The following is a 21,443-nucleotide window of genomic DNA, read 5'->3' as shown; positions in this document are numbered from 1 at the left end:
CGGCACACTCACTTCCACGCATAGCGCATCCCCACCCACACGCCACGCGGCGCGCCAACACCCAGAAATTGCTCGTTGGTGGTATCCGCGCCGTTGAACGTGTGATTCGGTCCGTTGAAGAAGTTCTCGCCAAGAATGGCGAAGTTCGCGTAGCGCTTGTTCAACAGATTCTTTACGGTCGCATAGACCTGCAACTGCTTGGTCACGTTGTAGGTCGTATCGAGATCGATCAGAAAGTAGCCGGCAATGCTGCCATTCGTGTCCTGATTGTTCTCGTCGCCGCGCGCGAAGATGCTGCTGCGATACGTGAGGTTGCTGCCGATATTCCATTGCGGCAGCGCGTTGTAGTCGAGTCGCACCTTGACCGTATTCGCCGGAATGCCCGGAATGCGATCGCCGGAGTGAACGGTGATATTGCCGCCGTCATCCGCGCTCGAATTGCTGGCGCTGCTCTCGGTCCATGTCGAACGATAAGTCGCGTTCACGTAGCTATAGCTCGCGGCCATGCCGACCGGTCCCCATTGCGTGCGGCCCGCGAGTTCGAAGCCTTGCCTGCGCGTCTTGCCCACGTTCTGAAAGTAGCCGAGCGTGCTTGCCGCGCCCTGGCTGCTGACGAACTGGATATCGTCGGAAAGGGTCGTGCTGTAGGCCGCCGCGCTCCATGTCGTCGCGTTGCCAAGGCGTCCACGCGCGCCCACTTCGAAGGTGCGCGAAATCACCGGCTTGAGGTCGGGGTCGGCGATGAAATCGTTCGGCAGCGAGCACGGTGCGGCCGGGTCGGCGCAAGCGAGTTCGATAGCCGTCGGCGAACGCATGCCTTCGTTATACGTGGCGTAGGCGGTGAAGGAGCGCGTCGGATTCCAGTTGAAACCGATAGCCGGATTGAAGCGCGAGAACGTGTGATTGCCATCGAGTAATGGCTGCACGCCGCTCTCGTCGCCGATCACCGCCTTCGACCAGTTATAGCGCCCGGCGAGCGTCATGGACCATTGCTGCGTGAAAGAGAAGGTGTTCTCGAAGTAGATGCCCCAGTTCTGATTGCGCGTCTTGGCGTCCGTCTGCGGAACGAACGGACCCATGCCGATGGTCGCGCGGCTATCCGTGAATTCGGCATCCTGCGACGATTGCGAAAAATGCGAGTTGGCGAAGTCGCCCGCCGCACCGATCACCAACTGGTTGTCCTTGCCGAAGAGCTTGTTGAGCAAGGTGAGTTGCAGGCTTGCGCCATAGCTGTCCGTGACGATCACCGACTGGTCGTTGGTGGCCTGCGTGAGATCGATATCGTCGTCATCGTCGCCCTCCACGGTGCCGAAGTCGTCGTTGACGTTGCTGCTCACGTTCTTGTTGCGATAGTGACGGTAGTACAGATTGCCGCTCAACTGGATGTTCGGCGTGATGTAACGATCCGCCGACAGCGTGATATAGCCGACCTGATTCTCGTTGGTATCTGGGAACGTATAGGCTTGCTTGAAGTTGTTGAGAAACGAGCGCGGTATCGTCTGCGAGCCGTTTAGCGTGTTGTCCGCACCGCCCATCGAAAGGGAGATGGTCGTATCGGCGTCGGTGTAGCGCAGCTTGCCGAAGGCCTGGCGCAAGCGGCTCGAATTCTGCGCCGCCCAGCCGTTATCGTTCGTGATGTTGGCCGTGAAGTAGTAGTCGAGATGATCGCCGATCAACCCGCCTTGTTCGAACTGCGCCACCTTGCGGCCGAACGAACCGAAGCTCACATCCACCGCGCCGCCAGGGTTGTCCCGGCCGTTCTTCGTCGTCACCGCGATTGCGCCACCCAGCGTGTTTAAGCCGAACGTCGGGTTCGAGCCGGGAATGATCTGCATCGTGCTGATGGCGGCCTGCGGAATCAGGTCCCAGTTCACGACATCGCCGAACGGCTCGTTGATGCGTACGCCATCCAGAAATACCGAAAGGCCCTGTGGCGTGCCGAGCAGCGGCGAAGCCGTGAAGCCGCGATAGAGAATGTCCGTCTGCGATGGGTTGCCTTGCGCGTCGTTGATATCGACGCTGCCGACGTTCTTCTGCAAATAATCGGTGATGGTCTGGGAATGCTGCGCGTCGATCTGCCTGCCCTTGATGGTCTGCACGTTCGCGGGCACCTTTTCGAGCGGCGTGCCGACGCCGATGAGCGGTGTCGTGCCCACCACGACTACCGTGGGCAAGTCGGTATTCGGCGGCGGACTCGCTTCGACGACCGGTGCCACAACGGCGGGAGGCACCTCTGGAGCGCTTGCCGCCTGCGCCCATGCGCCGACGGTGATGCTGGCGAACGCACCGCCGAACACGAGCCGCAATCCGGCTCGGGGTTTGAACCGATGCGCTGACTTGCGCTCGCGCGGCATGCTTCTCATCGTCGTCTCCTCTTGTTATTGCAATGTCGGCTTGAGGTAAGTTCCTTTCATTGAAAGCGTCGCATAAGAACACGCGCGCGCACCGGGAGCTTTTCCCGATTCAGCAGGGAAGCGTTCCCAATCGCACAAACGGTGTCGGGCCCGAGGATGAAGCCGTGCGTAGAATGCATTCCGTGATACCAAACGAATCTCTTCCCTCGCTCTCCGAACGCCCGCCCGCGCGTTCCATGCGCTCGACCGTATGGAGCGATCTCGCCTGCGTCGTCCTTATCACGGTGCTGGCCGGCATGCTGTTCGCGGCCTTCGACTTCAACGAGTTCACCTACCGATGGACGCGCAGCGCCGAGCGTTTCCAGCTCGATGAATTGCCCGCCACGCTCGTCGTGCTCGCAATCGGTTTCGCGTGGTTCGCGTGGCGGCGCTACCGTCAGGCGCAGCGTGAAGTTCGGCGGCGCCGGGCGCTGGAGGAACAGGCGGAGCATCTGCTCGCGGAAAACCGCAGGCTCGCGAGTCAGGCCATTGCCGCGCAGGAAACCGAGCGCCGGCATCTCGCGCGCGAGCTGCATGACGAACTGGGTCAGTACCTCAACGCCATTTCGCTCGATGCAGGGCGTATCCGCGATTTATCGCTCGAACGCGAGCCTGAAGTGCATCGTCTTTCGCTTGCGCTCATGCAAAGCGCGACGCATGTGTATCGCGAAATCGGCGGAATGATCCGCAAGCTGCGTCCGATCGGTCTCGATGAATTCGGCCTGCCGACCGCACTCGAACATTGCGTGGACGGCTGGCGCGAGCGCTTGCCCGATGCGGTGTTTACGCTAGCCGTCGATGGCGACTTCGACAATCTCAACGATGCGCTCAACATCACGCTTTATCGTCTCGTGCAGGAAGGGCTGACCAACGTGTCGAAATTCGCGCGCGATTCACGCGTCGAAATTTATCTGGCGCGTGCGCCGGCAGGCGAGATCGTGGTGACGATGACCGACGATGGACCGGGCGTCGATCTCGCGAAGCCGCGCATGGGGTTGGGTCTCATCGGCATGCGCGAACGCGTGGAAGCGCTCGGCGGCGAATTTCATATCGCCAGTCAACCCGGTGCAGGCTTCCTGTTTTGCGCGCGCGTTCCGGCTCAGGCGGGACTGCCGTTGCCTAGCGAACTGAACGAAGGAGCGAACGGCGCGTCGGTGAAATCGGCGAAATGAAGGCCTAGCCGGTTTGCTATTTGCGCGAGTTGCACGCCGTTATCGGCGCCGAATTTCTGCCGGATCACGGATTGATGGTTCGCCACTGTCTTCTGACTCAAGCCGAGTTTTTCCGCGATACTCGGCAATGTATAGCCTTGGACCAAGAGCCGCAGCACCTCGAATTCGCGTGCCGAAAGCTGACGTCCGGGCGGTCCTTCCTGAATGGTTGCGCGCAACGCCAGCGCCTGTGAAATGTCCGGGCTTAAGTAACACACGCGCCGCGCGACGGAGCGTACCGCTTCGACCAGGACATCGGGTGCGCTCGCTTTCGTGACGTAGCCACGCGCGCCCGCATCGAGCGCGCGGCGCACGAAGATGGCTTCCTCGTGCACGCTGAAGATCAGGACATGCGCATGCGGCTCGCGCGCGAGCATGCGGCGCATGGCTTCTATTCCACTCGCGCCGGGCAGCGCAAGGTCCATCACCACGACATCCGGCTGCAAGGCGCAGAATTTCTGATACGCCTCCGCCGCGTTGCCCGCCTCGCCCGCGACGCTCACGTCGGGACTCAATTCGAGCAAGCGCTTGTAGCCTTCGCGCACTACGGCATGATCGTCCACCAGCAGCACGGCGATGTCGGCAGTCATGGTTGTCTCTCTCCGTTCTTGTTCGAATTGTTCTCGCGCGATTCGGCGGCAATGCGCCGCGAATTCGCATCGTTGCGAAACATGATCGGTTTTTCTTCCGGCTCCTGACGCATCGTGGCGGCCCGCACCACTTCGATCACGCGCTCGTGATGCGGGGACTTGTCGCAGACCGGGTCCGCGTTCGCGGGATCTTGCGTCAGCAGATACGCCTGACAGCGGCAGCCGCCGAGATCGATCGCTTTCTCGTCGCAACTGCGGCAGGGTTCTTTCATCCAGCCGAAGCCGCGAAATCGATTGAACGCATCGCTCTCGTACCAGATGTCCTTGAGCGGCGTCTCCGTGACGTTGGGGAACGTAAGGCCAGGCAACGAGCGCGCCGTATGACAAGGCAAGGCGGCGCCATCGGGCGCAATGCCGAGAAACACCGAGCCCCAGCCGTTCATGCAGCGCTTCGGACGACGCTCGTAGTAATCGGGCACGACGAAGTAGATCTTGCACCGGTCGCCAATCTCTTTGCGATAACGCTCGACCACCGCTTCCGCTTCCTGCAGTTGCTCGGCCGTCGGCATGAGCTGCGCGCGGTTCGCGTGCGCCCAGCCGTAATACTGCGTGTTCGCGAGTTCGAGATACTCCGCGCCCATGTCGAGCGCCATGTCGATAATGCGTCCGATATGCGGCAGGTTATAGCGATGCAGCACGCAATTGAGCACCATCGGAAAGTCGTGCGCCTTGATCATGCCGGCCACGCGCTTCTTGAGATCGAACGTCTTCGTGCTGGAAAGGAAGTCGTTGAGTTCCTGCGACGAGTCCTGAAACGAGAGTTGAATGTGATCGAGCCCCGCGTCCTTGAGCGCGGTAAGACGCTTGTCGGTGAGACCGATGCCCGACGTGATGAGGTTCGTATAAAAGCCGAGCTTGCGCGCTTCGCCGACCAGTGTTTCGAGGTCGTCGCGCAAGAGCGGCTCGCCGCCGGAAAAGCCCAATTGCGCCGCGCCCAGCGCCCGCGCCTGACGCAACACGTCGAGCCATTGATCGGTGTTGAGTTCGCGCGTGTGATCCGCGTAGTTCACCGGGTTGTAGCAGAAGACGCAATGCAACGGGCATCGATACGTCAGTTCCGCAAGCAACCATAACGGCGGCGGAATGACCGCTGCTTCGGGGTCCGGCTTGGCAATCGGTTCGGACAAGTCAGTCATGCTTCACTCCAGCACTTACGCAAGCCAGCCGCGCGCGCGCGCTCCGGCAATGAAGGCCCGCACGTCGTCACCGAGATTGCTCGCGCCGAACGCTTCTTCGAGATCGGCGACGAGCTTCGGGATATCGCGCGTGCCGTCGCAGCGCAAAAGAATCTGCGCCGCGCTCTGATTGAGCTTCACCATGCCTTCCGGATAAAGCAGCACATGCGCGTCCTGCGCCGGTTCCCATTGCAGACGAAACAGGCGCTTGAGTTGCGGGCGCAACGCGTCGTCCGGCGCTTCGACCGCTTCCGTGATTCGTTGAGGAGGATTGGCGTCGCTCATTGCGGGAAGGCCTTTTCGATCGAATCGAGCATGGTCCAGAGGATGTCGAGCTTGAACTGCAGGATGTCGAGCGCGCGTTGTTGCTGCTCGCGCGTGTTGAAATGCGCGAGCGTGACTTCGAGCCCGTGTTCGACATCGCGCTGTGCAAGCGACACGCGTGAACGAAAATACGCAAGCCCGTCCGGCTCGATCCACTTGTAGTGCTCGGGCCACGTCGCAAGCCGGTCCTTGTGAATCTGCGGCGCGAACATCTCCGTGAGCGACGAACACACCGACTCTTGCCACGGCGCACGACGCGCGAAATTCACGTAGGCATCGACGGCGAAGCGCACACCCGGCGTCACGAACTTGAGCGACCAGAGATCGTCGCGCGAGAGGCCGACGGCATCGCCCAGACGCGCCCACGCCTCGATGCCGCCAGGCTGATCTTCGTAACCGTCGTGATCCAGAATGCGCAGCACCCAGCGGCGGCGCGTCTTGCGATCGGGACAATTCGCCATGACGGCCGCATCTTTCAGCGGGATGTTGATCTGATAGTAGAAGCGGTTCGCCACCCAGCCGCGAATCTGTTCCGGCGAACAGCCGCCGCTATTCATCTTCACGTTGAAGGGATGGTGGATGTGATACGCCGTGCCTTTCGCGCGCAGTTGCTCTTCGAACTGTTCGCGCGTCCAGGCGGGGCCGGCTTCCTTCAACGCGGTGAAGATCGGGCCGGTCGTGGGATTGAGCATCGGCGTGGCGGGAAAATCGGACATCCAGTTTCTCCGGAATTCAAAGCTCGAACGTCATGCCATCATGCGCGACTTCTATGCCGTGCTCGGACAGTATGCGCCGCTCGGGTCCATCCTCGATGAGGATCGGATTGGTGTTGTTGATGTGAATGAGCACTTTGCGCACCTTGCGCGTGTTTTCGCGGTCGATCGAATCCAGCACCTCGATCATGCCGCCCGCGCCGCTTTGCGCGAGGTGGCCCATGTCGGCGCCGGTTTTCTTCGTGAGGCCGAGGCGGATCATCTCGTCGTCGGTCCAGACGGTGCCATCGACGAGCAACAGGTCGGCTTCGCGCATGGCATCGAGCACATGCGGTTCGAGTGTCCCTAAACCCGGCGCATAGAAAGCACGCTTGCCCGTGGCCGTATTCGTGAACATGAGGCCGATGTTGTCGCCACGCTCGGGCGCCTCCCGATGCGGCGAATAAGGCGGCGCCTTGCTCGACAGCGGCAGCGCATCGACGGCAATACGCGGCAGTTCGGGCACCGTGAGCGAAGTGCCATCGAGCGCGATACGCCGCTGCTCCACGCCGCAGTAATGCGAAAGAATCGACGTAATGGGAAAGCCTGTCGAAAGGTCTTGCCACACCGCGTCGGTCGTATAGAGCGGCAGCGGTGCGCCGCGCTCGCGCAACATCAAGAGTCCGGTGACGTGATCGATCTGCGCGTCCATGGTGATCACCGCGGCGATTCCGGTGTCACGCACGCGCCGCGCGGGCTGCAGTTCAGGATTCGCCGCGATCTGCGCGAGAATATCCGGCGATGCGTTCACGAGCAGCCAGTCTTCGCCGTTGTCGCTGACCGCAATCGACGACTGCGTGCGTGCCCGGGCAGCAATGGTCCCGCGCCGCACGCCGTCGCAATTGCGGCAATTACAGTTCCATTGCGGAAATCCGCCACCCGCCGATGAACCCAGCACGCGGATCTTCATAACGCCTCGCTCAAAACTAGTGCCGTCATGGCCACATCCTTCTCAAGAGACCATCGCGGTCGATCAACTGATGCTTCAACGCACCAAGAAAATGCAAGACGACCAACGCGGCCATGATCCACGCCAGATAGCCGTGGATGCCGAAGAACAGGCCGCGTAACGCCTTGTCGTCCCAGCCCCATTGTGGCAGAAGCACACCCCAGAAGCGCGTGCCGAACTTGTTGAACGACGAACCGAGGTATCCGGTGAGCGGCATTGCCACCATGCCAACGTATAAAAGAGCCTGCGTGATGCTCGCGGCGGCGCGTTGCCACGTCTGCATCGGCGGTAGAGGCGGCCGGCCGTAGACCAGTCGCACTACGATTCGAAGCAGCACCAGCAGGAAAACGGTCAGGCCCAGCGACTTATGGAAGTTGATGAGCGACGACTTGAAGGCCAGCCCGCGCGGCAGGCCGACCATATAGAAGCCGATGCACAGCATCGCGATGATGGCGATGGCGATCAGCCAGTGCAGCGCGATCAGCGGACGGGCGAAATGCTCGTCCGACGCCTTCACGCCGGGGCGTATGGCAGCGGGCGTTTTCGCTGCGCTCATGGCGTCTCTCCGTTGGAAGGGGTTCGGTCTCTTGGTAACAGGTCCACCGGGTCCATTCTTATCGTCTGCTCAACGCTTGGCGATCAGCAATTCCCCGCGTCCGTCGACAGCGAGATCGCCCGCGTAGCGTCGAGGCAACGCGCGCGAGTCGAGTGTCGCAAAAGGCGCCACCTCGCGGGCCAGCATGCGCGTGAAGAGCGCCCAGAAGACATCGAAGCCGTGACCGCCTTCGGTGAACGTCGGCGCCATGCGCGGCTCGTGAAATAGCACGAGCGTGCCGCGCCGCATGCCGTAGGCTGCATGCGCGCCGGTCTTGCCTGCAATGCATACGCTGCCCGCTACCATGCGCGACGCCGCGAAGTCGCCTGCATTGCCGGCGACGAGCACGGTGCCTCGTCGCATACGGTCTGCAAGACGCGCGCCCGCGTTGCCGTGAATCACGAGCGTTCCGCCGCTCATGCCGTCCATGTCGCCGGCTAATGCACCTGCCGCGAAATCGCCTGTATTGCCGCGCACTTCGAGGCGACCGCCTTGCATCTCGCATGCAGTGAATGCGCCCGCGTTGCCATGAACGTGCAACGCACCGCCTGTCATGCCCATGCCCGCGTGGTCGCCGGCATCGCCATGCACTTCGATCGTGCCTTCGGCGAGCTTCGCGCCGATGCGATCGAGCCAGCGCGCATCGCCTTCGACGAGCAGGGACGGCGTGTTTGCATCGGCTCTAGCGATGTCGAACAGTTCGCCAAGCGCGCAACGTTCACCCGCGCCCTGCAATTCCAGATGCGTCAATTCATCGGTGGATAAGGAAGCAAGCGCCGACGGTAGTAATGTCGATGCATCCACGCGAAAGCCGGGTGCACCTTTCACGCGCAATGTAATGGCGTTCATGCGCGGCTCCCGTCGATGCCCGCCGCCAATTCATGCAGCTTGAAGTGATACGGTCCGAGCTTGCCGCCATAGTTGCCTGCTGAAATGCGCAGCACGCCGCCCGCGCGGCCGATCGATGTTGCGGCTGCCATGCCCGCCGTCATCGCGGCGCCCACGTCCGCATCGGCCAATCCGTCGATGACTATCTCCAGCACGCAAGCCACGTCGCTCGTCAACTCGCTCTTCTTCGACAAGCCGACGAGCGTCGGGCAAAACGCATCGTTGGTCGATGCCGACGCGCCCGCGTACTTCGAGCCGATCTTCGAACCCGAGCGCACCACGCCGCCCGGAAACGGCGTGATGATGTTGGGCAAGCGATGCATCGCCGCGACCGCTGCCTCGGCCGCGGCAAGCGCGCTATTCAGGTCGCGCGCGAGCAACAGCAGATTGCCGCCGCCGACAGCCTTCACCGTCGCCGTGAATTCCTCGCAAACGAATTCGCCATCCATGACGGGCACGCGCCAGTAACGCGTGCCGTCGAGCATCTTCGAGATCTGATAGCCGTCGCCGAAAAAGCGCAAGCCTGCCCCGAGTGGCGCGTTGTCGGAGAGCGGCGCGCGGCTCGTCGCGGGATCGATGCCGCCATAAACCGCCGTCGTAGGACAGGTGAGCACGCACTGACCGACGCGCCGTGCAATCTGCTTGGCGAGCTCCTTCGACGATATCGCGAACATCAACACCGCGACGCCGGGCCTGCCGTCGGGCGTTTCATCGCCGTTCATGTCACGTTCGATGCCCGCCTCGCAGCCGCAATCGATCACGGAGGTCGCAAAGCCGGTCAACGAATTCGCCGCGTGGCGCGCCCACGTCGGCGTGTGCGCGGTGATGACAAGACGCGTCGCCTTCATCGGAAAGGCTTCGGCGAAGGTGTCGTCTATCTGTGTGTCGTTGATGCGAAGCGCGGTCATTCATCGACCCCCGCTTGCGTCGAAGCACGCGACCGGCAAGAGCCGTCCGCCATTGCAGCACGCGCAGATTTCGTCGTCGCCGATGGCTAGCTTCTCGAACTTGCTCGCGAGATTCGCTTCGGCGAATTTGCGCACGCGCTTTTCGATAGCGCGGTCGTATTCGGGCTGCACGTAATGAATGCCGCCCGTGGGCGTGGCGAGCAATGTGCCGTCACGCGCGATCAGTTCGCCGTCCTTGAACACGAAGGCGGGTGACGTGAACATGCGTTCGCGGTCCGCGTCTTCGCGATACACCGCGATATCCGCCGCCGCGCCTTCGCCGAGATGTCCGCGGTCCGTGAGCCCGAGCAGACGCGCGGGGCCGGCGCGCGTGATGATCGCGATATCGTAGAGCGAGAACTCGCGCTCGATGTTTCCAAGCGCGCTGGCGGTTTTGGCATCGGCGTGAAGCTTGGCGAGTTGTTCGTCGCGAAACGACTTGTCCATCAACAAGCGAATCAGATGCGGATAGCTCGTAAAAGGCGCGCCATTCGGATGATCGGTGGTCATCGACACTTGCCACGGATCGTCGACGAGCAAGAAGATTTCAAGGCCGATGATCCATTGCAGCGCGTTCACGAAGCTCTCTTCGCGATAACGAAACGGCACGACGCCGCAGCCCGCATCGCATTCGATATCGCCCAGCACCCACTTGCGCGGATGCGCGAGCGGCGCGTTCTTGAACTGCATCATCGTGTCGCCGGACGCGGTGACGGTCTGGCCGAACATGATCTGCCCGACGTCGATGGTCACGTTGGACCGTGCGTTGACCGCTTCGGCAATCGCGCGCGCGCCCGATGAAAACTTGCGCGGACCTTCCGTGCCGTAGCTATGAAACTGGATATGCGTGAGATGGATTGGCAGGCCTTCGGCGGCATCCATCGTCTTGATGGTCGATTCGAGATTGCCCGGCACGCCGAGATTGCTCGCATGCACATGCAAGGGATGCGGCACCCGCAACTCGGTCAGCGCGCGCGTGAGCGTGCGCAGCACATCGCGTGGCGTGATGCCGTAATGCACGTGCTTTTCATCGACATCGAGCGAGCGCTGATTGAACTTGAATGCCGAGATGCCGCCCGGATTCACCACCTTCACGCCGAGCGCCTTGCTCGCGTTGACGGTCCAGCCCACGTAATCGCGCAGACGTTCGAACTCTTCCCGCGCGGCGAGCATCCGCAGGAACAGTTCGTCGTTGCCCATCATCACGTAAGCGCCGTGATCGATGATCGGTGTATCGCCCATTTCCAGATGCGCGTGGCGCGCGTTGGAGGCGATCATCGCGGGTTCGAACGCGGCCGTGTAGCCCATTTCCGCATAACGGTAGCCGGTGGCGAGCGTGCCGGGCGTGCATGTGCCGCATGAAGGCAGGCGCAGATAACGGCCTTCGTCGTCGTTGCGTCGCGTTGCGAGCGGATCGTTGCGATGATCCTCGGGCAATAGCAGCCGCGACAGATTCGTCTTGCCGCCGCCGATATGCGAATGCAGATCGATGCCGCCCGCCATCACCACCATGCCGCCCGCGTCGAAGTCGCGTTCGGGCGCGATGGATTCGCCCGCTGCATCCGCGACGATGCGGCCATCGCGGATATAGATGTCGCGCTTGTGCCCATCGACTTTGTTGACGGGGTCGAAGACCACGCCGCCGCGCAGACGCGTGAGGCTCATGACGGCCTCCCGGCTTGCGTCAGTTCGCGTACGATTGCCGCAACGGTGGGATAAGCGGCATCGCGCGCGGCAACAAGCGGCGCGATCACGGAACCGTCCACGCGAAACAAGTGCCCGCCACTGTCGATGCCCGGCGTGGCCACGGGGATGAACACGGTAGGCGCGCGACGCGTGCCGACAACCGTCGCACGATGGCCGAGGACGATGGCAGGCACATCATCGTCAAGCGATGCAGGTAGCGCTTCGGGCGCGAAGCTCGACACCCATAACAGCGCATCGATCTCGCCGCGGCTCGCAAGCGTCTCGGTGCGATAGCGCCATGAATCGTGATCGAGCGGCAAGCCGTAGGCCACGCGCGTGCGCAGCGGAAAACCCGAGAGCCATGTGACGGCCTGATTCACCGTGAGTGCGCCATCGTCGCCGCCAAGCGCAAGCGCGCCGGCACGCGTCGTCTTGTTGAGCGCCTTGACAATACGGCTCAACGCTTCGATGGCCAACGCCGCGTGCGGGCCCGGCAGCGCCGCCGGCTCATGGATGATGGCCGTGTATTTCGCGGCCAGAATGCGTTCGGTAAGCGCGGCGAGTTCGCTGGCGGCGCCCGTGTCGTCGTTCAGCGCTGCGGGCTTTCGGCCTTCCACCAGCGCGGACCATATGGCGAGCATGTCGAACGGTTCGGCGTTTTCCAGTCGCGCTTCGACACGCGTGCCCGCTGCGGGATCGACGCCGCACCCGACGAACACGATATCCACGCCGCGATCTTTGGCCGCAATGCGCTCGTAGAAACGCGGATAGCGCCGCGCCGGTTCGCACGCGACAACCACGATGAGGTCGGCACGCGAACGCACTTCCGAGAGCGTCGTGAAGAACGCGCCACGGTCCTGCAACGCGAGGTTCGCGGCGGCGAGGGTATCGCCGTGCAGGTGATCGAGTATCGCGCCGCTCTGGGCGGCGAGTTCATAGAGCGCGCGTGCGCCGGCTACGTCGGTTGCCAGTCCGCCAAAGAGCGGCCGTTTCGCCACGGACAGGATTTGCGCGGCACGCTGGAGCGCCGACGCGAGATCGGTGGCTTGCCCGTCTACCGTCGGCGGGCAGGGCACGCCGGGCGCGTCGAGCGCTGCAAGGGACGAGGCAAGCCGAGGGCAATCGGTGTTTGTCGCCGCGAGTTGTTGATCGCCGGTGAGCTTCAGCGAGATGTCGTCGCATAGCAATGGGCAGAACGGGCAGGTCCAGTTCCGTTGCCCTCTTTCCTCGGGCGACGACTGCGAAGCCGCGTTCGATGTTGTGGGAGATGCGTGCATGGGGCTGCAAAAGAGCAAGGTCCATGCCGATTTCACGCGGTGCTCCATGCGTGGTCGACAGGTCGCGCTGCCGATACTGCATTACCCACATCTGCAACGGCATTGTTCCGCAATGAAACACACTGTCACCCATGCGCGCCCGGTTGCAACAGTGGCATCCCGCACGCTTACAAAGCTCTGGCGTCGTGTTTGATGAGACATAACGGCGCGTGCCGCGCTTGGCATGGATATTGAGTCAACCTTCCGACGAACGGTGCTGGCCAAATAGCAAGGCCGCATCATGAAGCGCCGAAGCAACGAGCCAGGCCGCGGCGCCGCTGTGCTCCGCAACCACGAGATCATCACGATGACGAATGCCGCCCGCGCCGATGAGTTCGCGCGAACCCGCGAGCGCCTTCACTGCGGCGAACGTGGTCAAGTCCGGTCCCGCGCACGCGCCGACCTGATCGAGCGTCATGACGATGACGCGCGACGGCCACCAGTCGCTGCCCGATGGCGTCGACCCGAGCGCGCGGCCTGCGTGATAGTCGAGCGAGAGGATCGGGTCATGGTTTGCGGCAAGGGCTTCTTCGAGGGCGTTCGGATCGAGCAGGCTTTCGGTGCCGAATACAGGGACGACACGAGAACGGGAGGACGAGCGCCTGAATGAAGCGATGCGCTCGAACAAGGCCTGCATCGGCATGAAGCCGGTATAGCCTGCATCGAGCCAGATGGAAACGCCGTCGCCCAAAGCATCGCAAATGGCGGCTAGCACAGGCGCGTGATCGCCGCGCTCGAGGATCGCGCCGAGGTCCGCGATGTAGAGCGTGCGTGAGCCGGTCGCGTGGATCAGCGCGGTGGCGACATCGACGGGTGCGCTCGTCGTGCACAACGAGGACCGGATGGGCCGATAGCCTGAGCGTTCGCCGCGCACCGCGCGCACCGCGTGGCCGTCGAGCAGATCGAGAACGGGTATCACCTGCATGGATGGCTTTCCTTTGACCAAGATCTTTGTGTTCGAGTATCTCACTGGCGGCGGCATCGATCCCGATGTCGCGGGCGCGGGCAGTCTTGCGGACCTGAGCGCGCTGATCGTCGAGGGCCGCGTGATGCGCGACGCCATCGCAGCCGATCTGCGCGCGTTGCCGGGCATCGACGTGACCATCGCGAGTTCGCGCTTCGAGCATGTCGATGCCGCCTACGCGCACTGCAAGGCCGAGCCGGGCGAATCCGTCACGCGCTTCGTCGCCCGCATGGCGCGCGCCAACGACTACGCGTGCATCATCGCGCCGGAATGCGATGGTTTGCTGCTGCGTCTTTTCGATGCCGTGGGCGCCGCGCGCTGGCTTGGCTGCGCGAAGGAAACGATTCGCGCGGCATCGAGCAAGAGCGCGACGGCCGCTTGTCTCGCGGCGCGCGGCATCGCGGTCACGCCCGCACTCGATCCCGACGATGCATCGCCTGACGACGCACGCCGCTGGGTCGTCAAGCCAGATGACGGCGCAGGCGGCCTCGATACCTACGTCTACGACGAACTCGACGCCGCCCGCGCCGAATACCAAGCGCGCGCGGAAGCGGGCCGCAATCCCGTGCTTCAGGCGTGGGTCGACGGTGAACCGCTCAGCGTCTCGCTGATTTGCGACGACGAAGGCGCGCGCGTGGTCTCGATCAACCGCCAGAACATCGGGCTTTCGCATGCGACCGGTAAGCACATCGTCCAGTTCGATGGCGTCGATGTAAACCGTATCGATCGGCATGGGCCGCAAGGGCGCGCGCTCGAACGGCTCGCGCTACGTGTGGCGGAAGCGTTTCCGGGGCTGCGTGGCTTCGCGGGCATCGACGTTGTCTGGAACCCGGCGCGCGGGCCCGTGGTCATCGAAGTCAACCCGCGTTTGACGGTTGCTTATGCAGGCTTGAGCCACGCGTTCTCGCGCAATCTCGCGGCGGAACTACTCGCGGCGCATCACGTCGCGGGCTTTGCGGATGAACGCGATTCGGGTCCGTTGCGTGTCTGTCAGGGAGCGTCCTGATGACGCATCGGCAAGCGCCGGTTTTCGGCTGGGACGTGGGTGGCGCGCACGTCAAGGTGTCGATGACGACCCGCGAGAACGGACTCGCCGATGTCGCGCAATGGGCGTGTCCGTTGTGGCAGGGCATGACGCATCTCGAACGCGCCATCGATCACGTGTTCGAACGCTGGCCCGATGCCGCGCATGCTTCGGCGCGTCACGCGGTCACGATGACAGGCGAAATGGTCGATCTCTTCAGCGACCGCGCCGAGGGCGTGCGCACGCTCACGCGCACCCTTGCGCAGCGGCTCGGCCCGCGCACGCTGTTCTACGCGGGCGAAGCAGGCTGGCTCGCGCGCTCTGCCTGCGCGGATGGCTGGCGCAAGGTGGCATCGGCGAACTGGCTTGCGACCGCGCAATGGGTCGCGTCGTGCGTGCCGAATGCGGTGCTCGTCGATATCGGCAGCACGACCACGGACATCATTCCCATCGTGGCGGGACGCGTGGTTGCGCGCGGCTCGAACGACGCCGAGCGGCTCGTGAGCGGCGAGCTCGTTTATCAGGGTGTCGTGCGCACGCCCTTGTGCGGCGTTGCGCAACGTATCGCATTTCGTGGCGAGACCACCGGCGTGATGAACGAATGGTTCGCGACTTCCGCCGATGTGTATCGCCTGACCGGCGAACTGTGGCCGCAACACGATCAGCATGCAAGCGCCGACAACGGTCCGAAGACCGAGGCCGCGAGCCGCACGCGCATTGCGAGGATGATCGGCCGCGATGCAGCCGACGCGAGCGATGCCGAATGGCGCCGCTTCGCGCACGCGTGGCGCCACGAACAGTTGCGCACGCTCGAAACGAACCTTGCGCGCGTGAGTGCGCAGCATGAAGCGCTGGCTCGTGCACCGATCGTCGGTGCGGGCTGTGGGCGCTTCCTCGCCACGGCACTGGCGCGTCAGGAGGCGCGCGGTTATATCGATTTTGCGCGGCTGGCTGGTGTGGATGACAACGACACCGAGCGTGCCGAATGGGTTTCGACGTGCGCGCCGAGCGTGGCCGTGGGCTTGCTCGCGGCATCGGCGACGGAGCGTGCGACGGCGGGCAGCGTCATGGCATCGACGTGATGGACAGGCGACAAAGAAGAGCGGCGACGAACCGGGTGCGTGGCCCGGCGGCAGCATGAAAGCGGTCAATCTCGAACGAGGATAACGGCCATGTGGGTGGTGAAGATCGGGGGTAGCCTGAGTCACGACCCTGCGCTGCGCGAGTGGCTGACGCAGCTATGGGAAGTGGGTGGCGGGCGGGTCGTGATCGTTCCGGGCGGCGGCGATTTTGCCGATGCCGTGCGGCAGTATCAAAGCGAATGGCATTTCGATGACCTGGCGGCACACAACATGTGTCTGCTCGCCATGGCGCAGTACGCCATTCTCATGCAAGGCGTGGCGCCTGAGCTCGTGCTGGCGTCGAACGAGGAACGCATCCGGCGCGCATTGCGCGATGGCCGCGTGGCGGTGTGGGTGCCAACCGATCTCATGCGCTCCACGCCCGACTCGATGACCAACTGGGACACGACTTCCGACAGTCTCGCCGCATGGCTTTCCGCGAGACTCAATGCGGAGCGGCTGATGATCGTGAAGTCATGCGATGTCGAAGCGAACGCGCCCTTGGAGACGCTCGCAAACGAGGGCATCGTGGACAAGCGCTTTCCGGCCTATGTGCGCGATGCCAACTACGTCGTGGAGATTTTCAGCAAGGGCGATGTGAACGTCATGCGCGACAGGCTCTTGAATCTCGCTGTCTGATGCCTCGAATGCCCGGCGCTTTTATTCCAGGCGCCGGGAATGCATGCGTCAAAGCGTGAGCGCGCGTTCGCCGTGCAGCGCATTGACCCATCGCGTCACGCGCAGCGGATCGAGCCGTCCCGCGCGTCCGGTGTTCTCATCACATAACGCGCCGCGAAAGCCCGCGATATCGGGCCTCAACGAACGGATGCGTTCGAGATCGTTCCATCCGAGCGAACCCGCGAGCGCGGTCATGCCGCCGCGTCTGCGCATGATGGCCATGCACTCCGCGAGCACGGTGACATCGACACAATCGAACAGCGTGCGTCCGTCCTTGTGAGCGGTATCGAAGACGATACCCACGAAGCCGAGTTGCACGGCAAGCGCCGCAAGCGAACGGTCCACGCCTTCGTCGGAGAGCAGCACGGGCACCACGGCCGCTGGCAAGCCCGCCAGATGACGCAAACATTCGACCGCACCGGGCCCGGCGTTCACGCCGACCTTCACGTAATCGACGCCCGCCGCGGCGACGTCGAGCACACGCGTGGTGATCTCATCGAGTGCGTCGTTGGGCAAGTCGCCGATAGTGGCGCTAATCGGCCGCACCGCGTAACGCGCGCGCAACGCGCCAACGATGCGCGCGATTTCATCGACATTCACACCGCCCAGCGCGCCCGCGCCCGGTTCCTTCAAATCGATCAGTTCCGCGCCTGCCTGCGCGGCATCGAATGCTTCATCGGCCGAGCGGACGCTCGCGAGCAATGCGGTCATGGTCAGACTCCAAGGGGGTGCTTCAGAGAGTAATCAGGAACCAAGGGCCGACGTGCTGAGCGCCCTGGCGCGATATTCATCGATAGCCTGCAAGAGCCAGTTCCATGCCGTGCGTTCCGCATCGCCCGCGGTCTTGTCGATGGCAATGCGCAAGTAAGCGATCTCGCTATCCACCTTCTCCGGCGGCAACATGAAAAGCCGGCTCACGAGCACCGCGCCTTCGACAACCGCCGCTTGAGCGCGATTGAAACCCGCGAACGGCGCATGCGTTTCGCGATAGACGCATTCCATGCGCAGCACGGGACGCGTCTCGTCCTCGCTCATATCGGCGAGTCGCAGTTCGGTATGCGCAAGCGTGTCGGCAAGCCGCACGCTCGGCACCGCATTGGCCGGAACCGTGGGCCAGTCGCGCGCGATGCCGGTGACACAGCCAGCAAACACGCGCACGTCCGTCGTGAAGTTGATGACGGCGCTGCGTGTGGCGATGACATTGTCGAGTGTGGTGGACGGCCTGAAAGGCGCAAGGATCGCGAGGCCGTCTTCGAAACGCACGCCCATGGGCGCGATGTGCGGCCGGCCATCGCTATTCGCTGTCGTGACGATGGTCTCGTAGATCATGGCGGCGCGCGTCGTTCGGTTGTTCATAACCGCACGGGCGAGCCGCATCGTTCTTTGAACTTCGAGCGATGCAGCGCCGTGCGGGTTCATCCGCCTTTAGCGGGTGGCGATATACATCGTGATTTCAAAACCAAAACGCATATCGGTGAAGCTGGGCGTGGTCCATTGCATAGTCGATCCTCCAATAATGACGGTGGTTGCCTCGCTTGCACGTTTGACGGATGCATTCGTCACACAGCCGGGAGACGCCGGCGCGAATGGTTCACGCAAGCGTCATGCCATGCGTGCCGTGACGCCCGCAAATAGCACGGCCGGGCGGCAAAAGGCATTGCAAGCCGGCACTGTGACAAAAACGCAGCAAAGTGTTCCATCGGCGTGGCGAGGCTTCGCGAACGGGACAGTAGATAAGGGATTGCTTAGCCTCGTGCAAGTTAATCGTGAATTCCTTTCTGAAAGCCGCGAGCCTACTCTGCATTCACAGCAGGCGAACACAACAGCGCGGCGGGCGCCATCGAGCGAACGTCCTCTCATCTCCACTGTCGAGGAAACGGAATGAACGACTTCAACAAGGCTGCTGTAGAGGCAGCGCGCAATCCGTCCGATCCGCGCTCGCGTTATGCGGCCGGCGTCATGAAGTATCGCGAGATGGGTTACTGGCAGCCCGATTACGTGCCGAAGGATACGGATGTCATCGCGCTCTTTCGCATCACACCGCAAGCGGGTGTCGATCCTGAAGAAGCCGCGGCAGCCGTTGCGGGCGAATCGTCGACGGCGACGTGGACGGTGGTCTGGACCGACCGTCTCACCGCTTGCGACATGTACCGCGCAAAGGCGTATCGCGTGGAACCCGTGCCCAATGCACGCGCCGACGATCCGCAATACTTCGCGTATATCGCTTACGACCTCGATCTGTTCGAGGAGGGGTCCGTGGCGAATCTCACGGCATCGATCATCGGCAACGTCTTTGGCTTCAAGCCTTTGAAGGCGCTGCGGCTCGAAGACATGCGCATTCCGGTTGCGTATCTGAAGACGTTTCAAGGGCCGCCGACGGGCATCGTCGTCGAGCGTGAACGGCTCGACAAATACGGACGCCCGTTGCTTGGCGCGACCGTCAAGCCCAAGCTCGGCCTCTCGGGCAAGAACTATGGACGCGTGGTCTATGAAGGTCTGAAGGGCGGCCTGGACTTTCTGAAAGACGACGAGAACATCAACTCGCAAGCCTTCATGCACTGGCGCGACCGCTACCTCTTCGCAATGGAAGCCGTGGCGCGCGCACAAGCCGAGACCGGCGAAGTGAAGGGCCACTATCTCAATGTCACCGCGGGCACGATGGAAGACATGTACGAACGCGCGGAGTTCGCCAAGGAACTCGGCTCGTGCATCGTGATGATCGATCTCGTGATCGGCTGGACCGCCATTCAGTCGATGTCGAAATGGGCGCGCAGAAACGACATGATTTTGCATCTGCATCGCGCGGGGCATGGCACTTTTACGCGGCAACGCAATCACGGCATCTCGTTTCGCGTGATCGCGAAATGGTTGCGCATGGCGGGCGTCGATCATGCGCATGCGGGCACGGCGGTCGGCAAGCTCGAAGGCGATCCGCTCTCCGTGCAGGGCTATTACAACGTGCTGCGCGAGTCGCGTAACGAAGTGGACTTGTCGCGCGGCATCTTCTTCGATCAACCGTGGGCCGGTTTGCGCAAGGTCATGCCGGTGGCGTCGGGCGGCATTCATGCGGGACAGATGCATCAGCTGCTCGACCTCTTCGGCGACGACGCCATTCTGCAGTTCGGCGGCGGGACCATCGGGCATCCGCAAGGCATACAGGCGGGCGCCGTGGCGAATCGCGTGGCGCTCGAAGTAATGGTCAAGGCGCGCAATGAAGGGCGCGACATCGTCAACGAGGGCATGGACATTCTCGAAGCCGCCGCGCGCTGGTGCACGCCGCTCAAGGCCGCGCTCGATACGTGGCGCGACGTGACCTTCAACTATGCATCCACCGATACGCCCGACTACGCGGTGTCGGCGACGCCTGCCTGACGCATCTCATCTTCAAGGGAATCAGACCATGAAACTGACTCAGGGAACGTTCTCGTTTCTTCCTCCGCTGACCGATGAAGAAATCTCCTCGCAGATCAACTACGCGCTCGATCAGGGCTGGGCTTGTTCGGTGGAGTACACCGACGACCCGCATCCGCGCAATACGTACTGGGAGATGTGGGGCCTGCCCATGTTCGACCTGCACGATGCAGCAGGCGTGATGATGGAAGTCAACGCCTGCAGGAAGACGTATCCGCAGCAGTACATCAAGGTCAATGCGTTCGATTCGGTGCGCGGCTTCGAGACCATGCGGCTTTCGTTCATCGTCAACCGGCCATCCGACGAGAAGGGCTTCCGGCTCGAACGTCAGGACGTGCATGGCCGCGTGCAGCGCTACTCGATCCGCACGTATGCCACCGACAGACCCGCGGGCGATCGCTATTGAGCGAGGAGGCAGTCACCATGAGCGCAGAAGCCACGCTCGAAGAACGGTTGAGCCTAGAAGCGCAGCCGCGGCCCGGCGCCGACCTCATGGCGCTGTATCGCGAATCGCGCATCGGCGAAGTGCTGGCGGAGCTGGATCGCGACCTCATTGGCCTCGCGCCCGTGAAGACGCGCATCCGCGAGATCGCGGCGCATCTGCTGGTGGAGCGTGCGCGCGAAACGTTAGGCATCGCGTCCGGTGCGCCCACGCTGCATATGTGCTTCTCGGGTAACCCCGGCACGGGGAAGACGACCGTTGCCATGCGCATGGCGCAGGTCTTGCACAGACTCGGTTATATCCGCCGCAATCACCTGGTTTCGGTGACGCGCGACGATCTGGTCGGTCAATACATAGGACATACCGCGCCGAAGACGCGTGAAGTGCTCAAGCGCGCGATGGGTGGCGTGCTGTTCATCGATGAAGCGTATTACCTTTATCGCCCGGAGAACGAGCGCGATTACGGGCAGGAAGCGATCGAGATTCTGCTGCAGACCATGGAGAACCAGCGTGACGATCTCGTCGTGATTCTCGCGGGTTACGAAGGACGCATGGAGACGTTCTTTCAAAGCAATCCCGGCTTTCGTTCGCGCATTGCGCATCACATTGCGTTTCCCGACTATGCGCCCGACGAGCTGTTGCAGATCGCCGAGCACATGCTTTCGTCGATGCATTACCGCTTCGGCGGCGACGCGCGCCGCGCCTTCGAAGACTATCTTTCGCGCCGGATCGCGTTGCCGAATTTCGCCAACGCGCGTTCGGTACGCAATGCGCTCGACCGCGCGCGTCTGCGTCAGGCGAATCGCTTGTTTGCCGCGGCCGAACGCGGCAGCGGTCCCGCCGACGCTAACGCATTGATGCAGCTCGACGCGAGCGATATCCGCGCGAGCCGCGTGTTTGCCGAATCCCAACCCTAG

22 protein-coding genes are annotated in these 21,443 nt (G+C 62.8%); 7 read left to right on the top strand and 15 right to left on the bottom strand.

Features of this window, described 5'->3' with window-relative positions; translation table 11 throughout:
• Nucleotides 1-8 precede the first annotated feature (8 nt).
• The gene (locus tag NCT04_RS21095; RefSeq protein ID WP_250467557.1) at nucleotides 9-2,363 is read right to left on the bottom strand and encodes a TonB-dependent receptor; all 2,355 of its coding nucleotides are present in this window, start codon (nucleotides 2,361-2,363) and stop codon (nucleotides 9-11) included.
• A gap of 164 nt (nucleotides 2,364-2,527) precedes the next feature.
• Between NCT04_RS21095 and NCT04_RS21090 the strand changes: the two genes are divergently transcribed.
• The gene (locus NCT04_RS21090; protein WP_502800689.1) at nucleotides 2,528-3,565 is read left to right on the top strand and encodes an ATP-binding protein; all 1,038 of its coding nucleotides are present in this window, start codon (nucleotides 2,528-2,530) and stop codon (nucleotides 3,563-3,565) included.
• On the opposite strand, the gene NCT04_RS21085 is transcribed toward NCT04_RS21090, so the two are convergent.
• From NCT04_RS21085 to NCT04_RS21035, 11 genes are all read right to left on the bottom strand, one after another.
• On the bottom strand, nucleotides 3,493-4,194 hold the full coding sequence (locus tag NCT04_RS21085) for a response regulator (protein ID WP_250467555.1): 702 nt from the start codon (nucleotides 4,192-4,194) through the stop codon (nucleotides 3,493-3,495). The two genes, NCT04_RS21090 and NCT04_RS21085, sit on opposite strands and share 73 nt — an antisense overlap.
• Nucleotides 4,191-5,390, bottom strand: coding sequence for a pyrroloquinoline quinone biosynthesis protein PqqE (gene pqqE / locus NCT04_RS21080; protein WP_250467554.1), 1,200 nt, complete (start codon nucleotides 5,388-5,390; stop codon nucleotides 4,191-4,193). The genes NCT04_RS21085 and pqqE overlap by 4 nt, the downstream gene beginning before the upstream one ends.
• Before the next feature lie 15 nt (nucleotides 5,391-5,405).
• Nucleotides 5,406-5,714, bottom strand: a complete 309-nt coding sequence (pqqD, locus tag NCT04_RS21075; RefSeq protein WP_250467553.1) for a pyrroloquinoline quinone biosynthesis peptide chaperone PqqD — start codon at nucleotides 5,712-5,714, stop codon at nucleotides 5,406-5,408.
• Nucleotides 5,711-6,445, bottom strand: coding sequence for a pyrroloquinoline-quinone synthase PqqC (pqqC, locus tag NCT04_RS21070; protein WP_250467708.1), 735 nt, complete (start codon nucleotides 6,443-6,445; stop codon nucleotides 5,711-5,713). The genes pqqD and pqqC overlap by 4 nt, the downstream gene beginning before the upstream one ends.
• 40 nt (nucleotides 6,446-6,485) lie before the next feature.
• Nucleotides 6,486-7,415, bottom strand: a complete 930-nt coding sequence (pqqB, locus tag NCT04_RS21065) for a pyrroloquinoline quinone biosynthesis protein PqqB (protein WP_250467552.1) — start codon at nucleotides 7,413-7,415, stop codon at nucleotides 6,486-6,488.
• Between the two features lie 25 nt (nucleotides 7,416-7,440).
• Nucleotides 7,441-8,010 (bottom strand): cytochrome b, encoded by a 570-nt coding sequence (locus tag NCT04_RS21060; RefSeq protein WP_244828831.1) that lies wholly within the window; start codon nucleotides 8,008-8,010, stop codon nucleotides 7,441-7,443.
• Nucleotides 8,011-8,079: 69 nt separating this feature from the next.
• Nucleotides 8,080-8,898 (bottom strand): formylmethanofuran dehydrogenase subunit C, encoded by an 819-nt coding sequence (locus NCT04_RS21055; RefSeq protein ID WP_250467551.1) that lies wholly within the window; start codon nucleotides 8,896-8,898, stop codon nucleotides 8,080-8,082.
• On the bottom strand, nucleotides 8,895-9,845 hold the full coding sequence (gene fhcD, locus NCT04_RS21050) for a formylmethanofuran--tetrahydromethanopterin N-formyltransferase (RefSeq protein WP_250467550.1): 951 nt from the start codon (nucleotides 9,843-9,845) through the stop codon (nucleotides 8,895-8,897). Before fhcD ends, NCT04_RS21055 begins: the two co-directional genes overlap by 4 nt.
• Entirely contained in the window at nucleotides 9,846-11,549 is a 1,704-nt protein-coding gene (locus NCT04_RS21045; protein WP_250467549.1) for a formylmethanofuran dehydrogenase subunit A, read from the bottom strand.
• The gene (locus tag NCT04_RS21040; protein WP_250467707.1) at nucleotides 11,546-12,847 is read right to left on the bottom strand and encodes a molybdopterin-binding domain-containing protein; all 1,302 of its coding nucleotides are present in this window, start codon (nucleotides 12,845-12,847) and stop codon (nucleotides 11,546-11,548) included. Before NCT04_RS21040 ends, NCT04_RS21045 begins: the two co-directional genes overlap by 4 nt.
• A 235-nt stretch (nucleotides 12,848-13,082) precedes the next feature.
• On the bottom strand, nucleotides 13,083-13,811 hold the full coding sequence (locus NCT04_RS21035; protein ID WP_250467548.1) for a HisA/HisF-related TIM barrel protein: 729 nt from the start codon (nucleotides 13,809-13,811) through the stop codon (nucleotides 13,083-13,085).
• Between the two features lie 13 nt (nucleotides 13,812-13,824).
• Here NCT04_RS21035 and NCT04_RS21030 point away from each other — a divergent pair, with 13 nt between their 5' ends.
• The 3 genes from NCT04_RS21030 (at nucleotide 13,825) to NCT04_RS21020 (ending at nucleotide 16,634) form a co-directional block, all read left to right on the top strand.
• Nucleotides 13,825-14,856, top strand: a complete 1,032-nt coding sequence (locus tag NCT04_RS21030) for an ATP-grasp domain-containing protein (RefSeq protein WP_250467547.1) — start codon at nucleotides 13,825-13,827, stop codon at nucleotides 14,854-14,856.
• Nucleotides 14,856-15,956 (top strand): hydantoinase/oxoprolinase family protein, encoded by a 1,101-nt coding sequence (locus tag NCT04_RS21025; RefSeq protein WP_250467546.1) that lies wholly within the window; start codon nucleotides 14,856-14,858, stop codon nucleotides 15,954-15,956. Before NCT04_RS21030 ends, NCT04_RS21025 begins: the two co-directional genes overlap by 1 nt.
• Nucleotides 15,957-16,046: 90 nt before the next feature.
• Nucleotides 16,047-16,634: an amino acid kinase family protein gene (locus tag NCT04_RS21020; RefSeq protein ID WP_244828824.1), complete on the top strand. Its 588-nt coding sequence runs from the start codon at nucleotides 16,047-16,049 to the stop codon at nucleotides 16,632-16,634.
• Nucleotides 16,635-16,682: 48 nt separating this feature from the next.
• On the opposite strand, the gene NCT04_RS21015 is transcribed toward NCT04_RS21020, so the two are convergent.
• From NCT04_RS21015 to pqqA, 3 genes are all read right to left on the bottom strand, one after another.
• The gene (locus tag NCT04_RS21015) at nucleotides 16,683-17,384 is read right to left on the bottom strand and encodes a (5-formylfuran-3-yl)methyl phosphate synthase (RefSeq protein ID WP_250467545.1); all 702 of its coding nucleotides are present in this window, start codon (nucleotides 17,382-17,384) and stop codon (nucleotides 16,683-16,685) included.
• Between the two features lie 33 nt (nucleotides 17,385-17,417).
• The gene (locus tag NCT04_RS21010) at nucleotides 17,418-18,002 is read right to left on the bottom strand and encodes a DUF447 domain-containing protein (RefSeq protein WP_244829730.1); all 585 of its coding nucleotides are present in this window, start codon (nucleotides 18,000-18,002) and stop codon (nucleotides 17,418-17,420) included.
• Between the two features lie 96 nt (nucleotides 18,003-18,098).
• Nucleotides 18,099-18,173, bottom strand: a complete 75-nt coding sequence (pqqA, locus tag NCT04_RS21005) for a pyrroloquinoline quinone precursor peptide PqqA (RefSeq protein ID WP_008354335.1) — start codon at nucleotides 18,171-18,173, stop codon at nucleotides 18,099-18,101.
• A 381-nt stretch (nucleotides 18,174-18,554) separates the two neighbouring features.
• On the opposite strand from pqqA, the gene NCT04_RS21000 reads away from it, so the two are divergent.
• The 3 genes from NCT04_RS21000 to cbbX are packed head-to-tail and all read left to right on the top strand — an operon-like array spanning nucleotide 18,555 to nucleotide 21,443.
• Nucleotides 18,555-20,045 (top strand): form I ribulose bisphosphate carboxylase large subunit, encoded by a 1,491-nt coding sequence (locus NCT04_RS21000; RefSeq protein ID WP_250467544.1) that lies wholly within the window; start codon nucleotides 18,555-18,557, stop codon nucleotides 20,043-20,045.
• Nucleotides 20,046-20,073: 28 nt separating this feature from the next.
• A complete protein-coding gene (locus NCT04_RS20995; protein ID WP_244828821.1) occupies nucleotides 20,074-20,490 on the top strand; it encodes a ribulose bisphosphate carboxylase small subunit in 417 nt (138 codons plus the stop codon).
• 17 nt (nucleotides 20,491-20,507) lie between these two features.
• Nucleotides 20,508-21,443: a CbbX protein gene (gene cbbX, locus NCT04_RS20990; protein ID WP_250467543.1), complete on the top strand. Its 936-nt coding sequence runs from the start codon at nucleotides 20,508-20,510 to the stop codon at nucleotides 21,441-21,443.

Source organism: Caballeronia sp. GAFFF2, assembly GCF_023631485.1.
Lineage (GTDB): Bacteria > Pseudomonadota > Gammaproteobacteria > Burkholderiales > Burkholderiaceae > Caballeronia.
The sequence above is the reverse complement of the archived record's forward strand: the minus strand, read 5'-3'. Positions and strand labels throughout refer to the sequence as shown.

Excerpts from the sequence above, each read along its gene's own strand:
- NCT04_RS20995 (WP_244828821.1), top strand. The coding sequence starts at position 20,074 with ATGAAACTGACTCAGGGAACGTTCTCGTTTCTTCCTCCGCTGACCGAT.
- pqqE (WP_250467554.1), bottom strand. The coding sequence starts at position 5,390 with ATGACTGACTTGTCCGAACCGATTGCCAAGCCGGACCCCGAAGCAGCG.
- NCT04_RS21025 (WP_250467546.1), top strand. The coding sequence starts at position 14,856 with ATGACGCATCGGCAAGCGCCGGTTTTCGGCTGGGACGTGGGTGGCGCG.
- cbbX (WP_250467543.1), top strand. The coding sequence starts at position 20,508 with ATGAGCGCAGAAGCCACGCTCGAAGAACGGTTGAGCCTAGAAGCGCAG.
- NCT04_RS21085 (WP_250467555.1), bottom strand. The coding sequence starts at position 4,194 with ATGACTGCCGACATCGCCGTGCTGCTGGTGGACGATCATGCCGTAGTG.
- pqqD (WP_250467553.1), bottom strand. The coding sequence starts at position 5,714 with ATGAGCGACGCCAATCCTCCTCAACGAATCACGGAAGCGGTCGAAGCG.
- NCT04_RS21055 (WP_250467551.1), bottom strand. The coding sequence starts at position 8,898 with ATGAACGCCATTACATTGCGCGTGAAAGGTGCACCCGGCTTTCGCGTG.
- NCT04_RS21095 (WP_250467557.1), bottom strand. The coding sequence starts at position 2,363 with ATGAGAAGCATGCCGCGCGAGCGCAAGTCAGCGCATCGGTTCAAACCC.
- NCT04_RS21010 (WP_244829730.1), bottom strand. The coding sequence starts at position 18,002 with ATGATCTACGAGACCATCGTCACGACAGCGAATAGCGATGGCCGGCCG.
- NCT04_RS21045 (WP_250467549.1), bottom strand. The coding sequence starts at position 11,549 with ATGAGCCTCACGCGTCTGCGCGGCGGCGTGGTCTTCGACCCCGTCAAC.
- NCT04_RS21020 (WP_244828824.1), top strand. The coding sequence starts at position 16,047 with ATGTGGGTGGTGAAGATCGGGGGTAGCCTGAGTCACGACCCTGCGCTG.
- NCT04_RS21090 (WP_502800689.1), top strand. The coding sequence starts at position 2,528 with ATGCATTCCGTGATACCAAACGAATCTCTTCCCTCGCTCTCCGAACGC.
- NCT04_RS21040 (WP_250467707.1), bottom strand. The coding sequence starts at position 12,847 with ATGCACGCATCTCCCACAACATCGAACGCGGCTTCGCAGTCGTCGCCC.
- pqqB (WP_250467552.1), bottom strand. The coding sequence starts at position 7,415 with ATGAAGATCCGCGTGCTGGGTTCATCGGCGGGTGGCGGATTTCCGCAA.
- fhcD (WP_250467550.1), bottom strand. The coding sequence starts at position 9,845 with ATGACCGCGCTTCGCATCAACGACACACAGATAGACGACACCTTCGCC.
- NCT04_RS21015 (WP_250467545.1), bottom strand. The coding sequence starts at position 17,384 with ATGACCGCATTGCTCGCGAGCGTCCGCTCGGCCGATGAAGCATTCGAT.
- pqqC (WP_250467708.1), bottom strand. The coding sequence starts at position 6,445 with ATGCTCAATCCCACGACCGGCCCGATCTTCACCGCGTTGAAGGAAGCC.
- NCT04_RS21000 (WP_250467544.1), top strand. The coding sequence starts at position 18,555 with ATGAACGACTTCAACAAGGCTGCTGTAGAGGCAGCGCGCAATCCGTCC.
- NCT04_RS21060 (WP_244828831.1), bottom strand. The coding sequence starts at position 8,010 with ATGAGCGCAGCGAAAACGCCCGCTGCCATACGCCCCGGCGTGAAGGCG.
- NCT04_RS21035 (WP_250467548.1), bottom strand. The coding sequence starts at position 13,811 with ATGCAGGTGATACCCGTTCTCGATCTGCTCGACGGCCACGCGGTGCGC.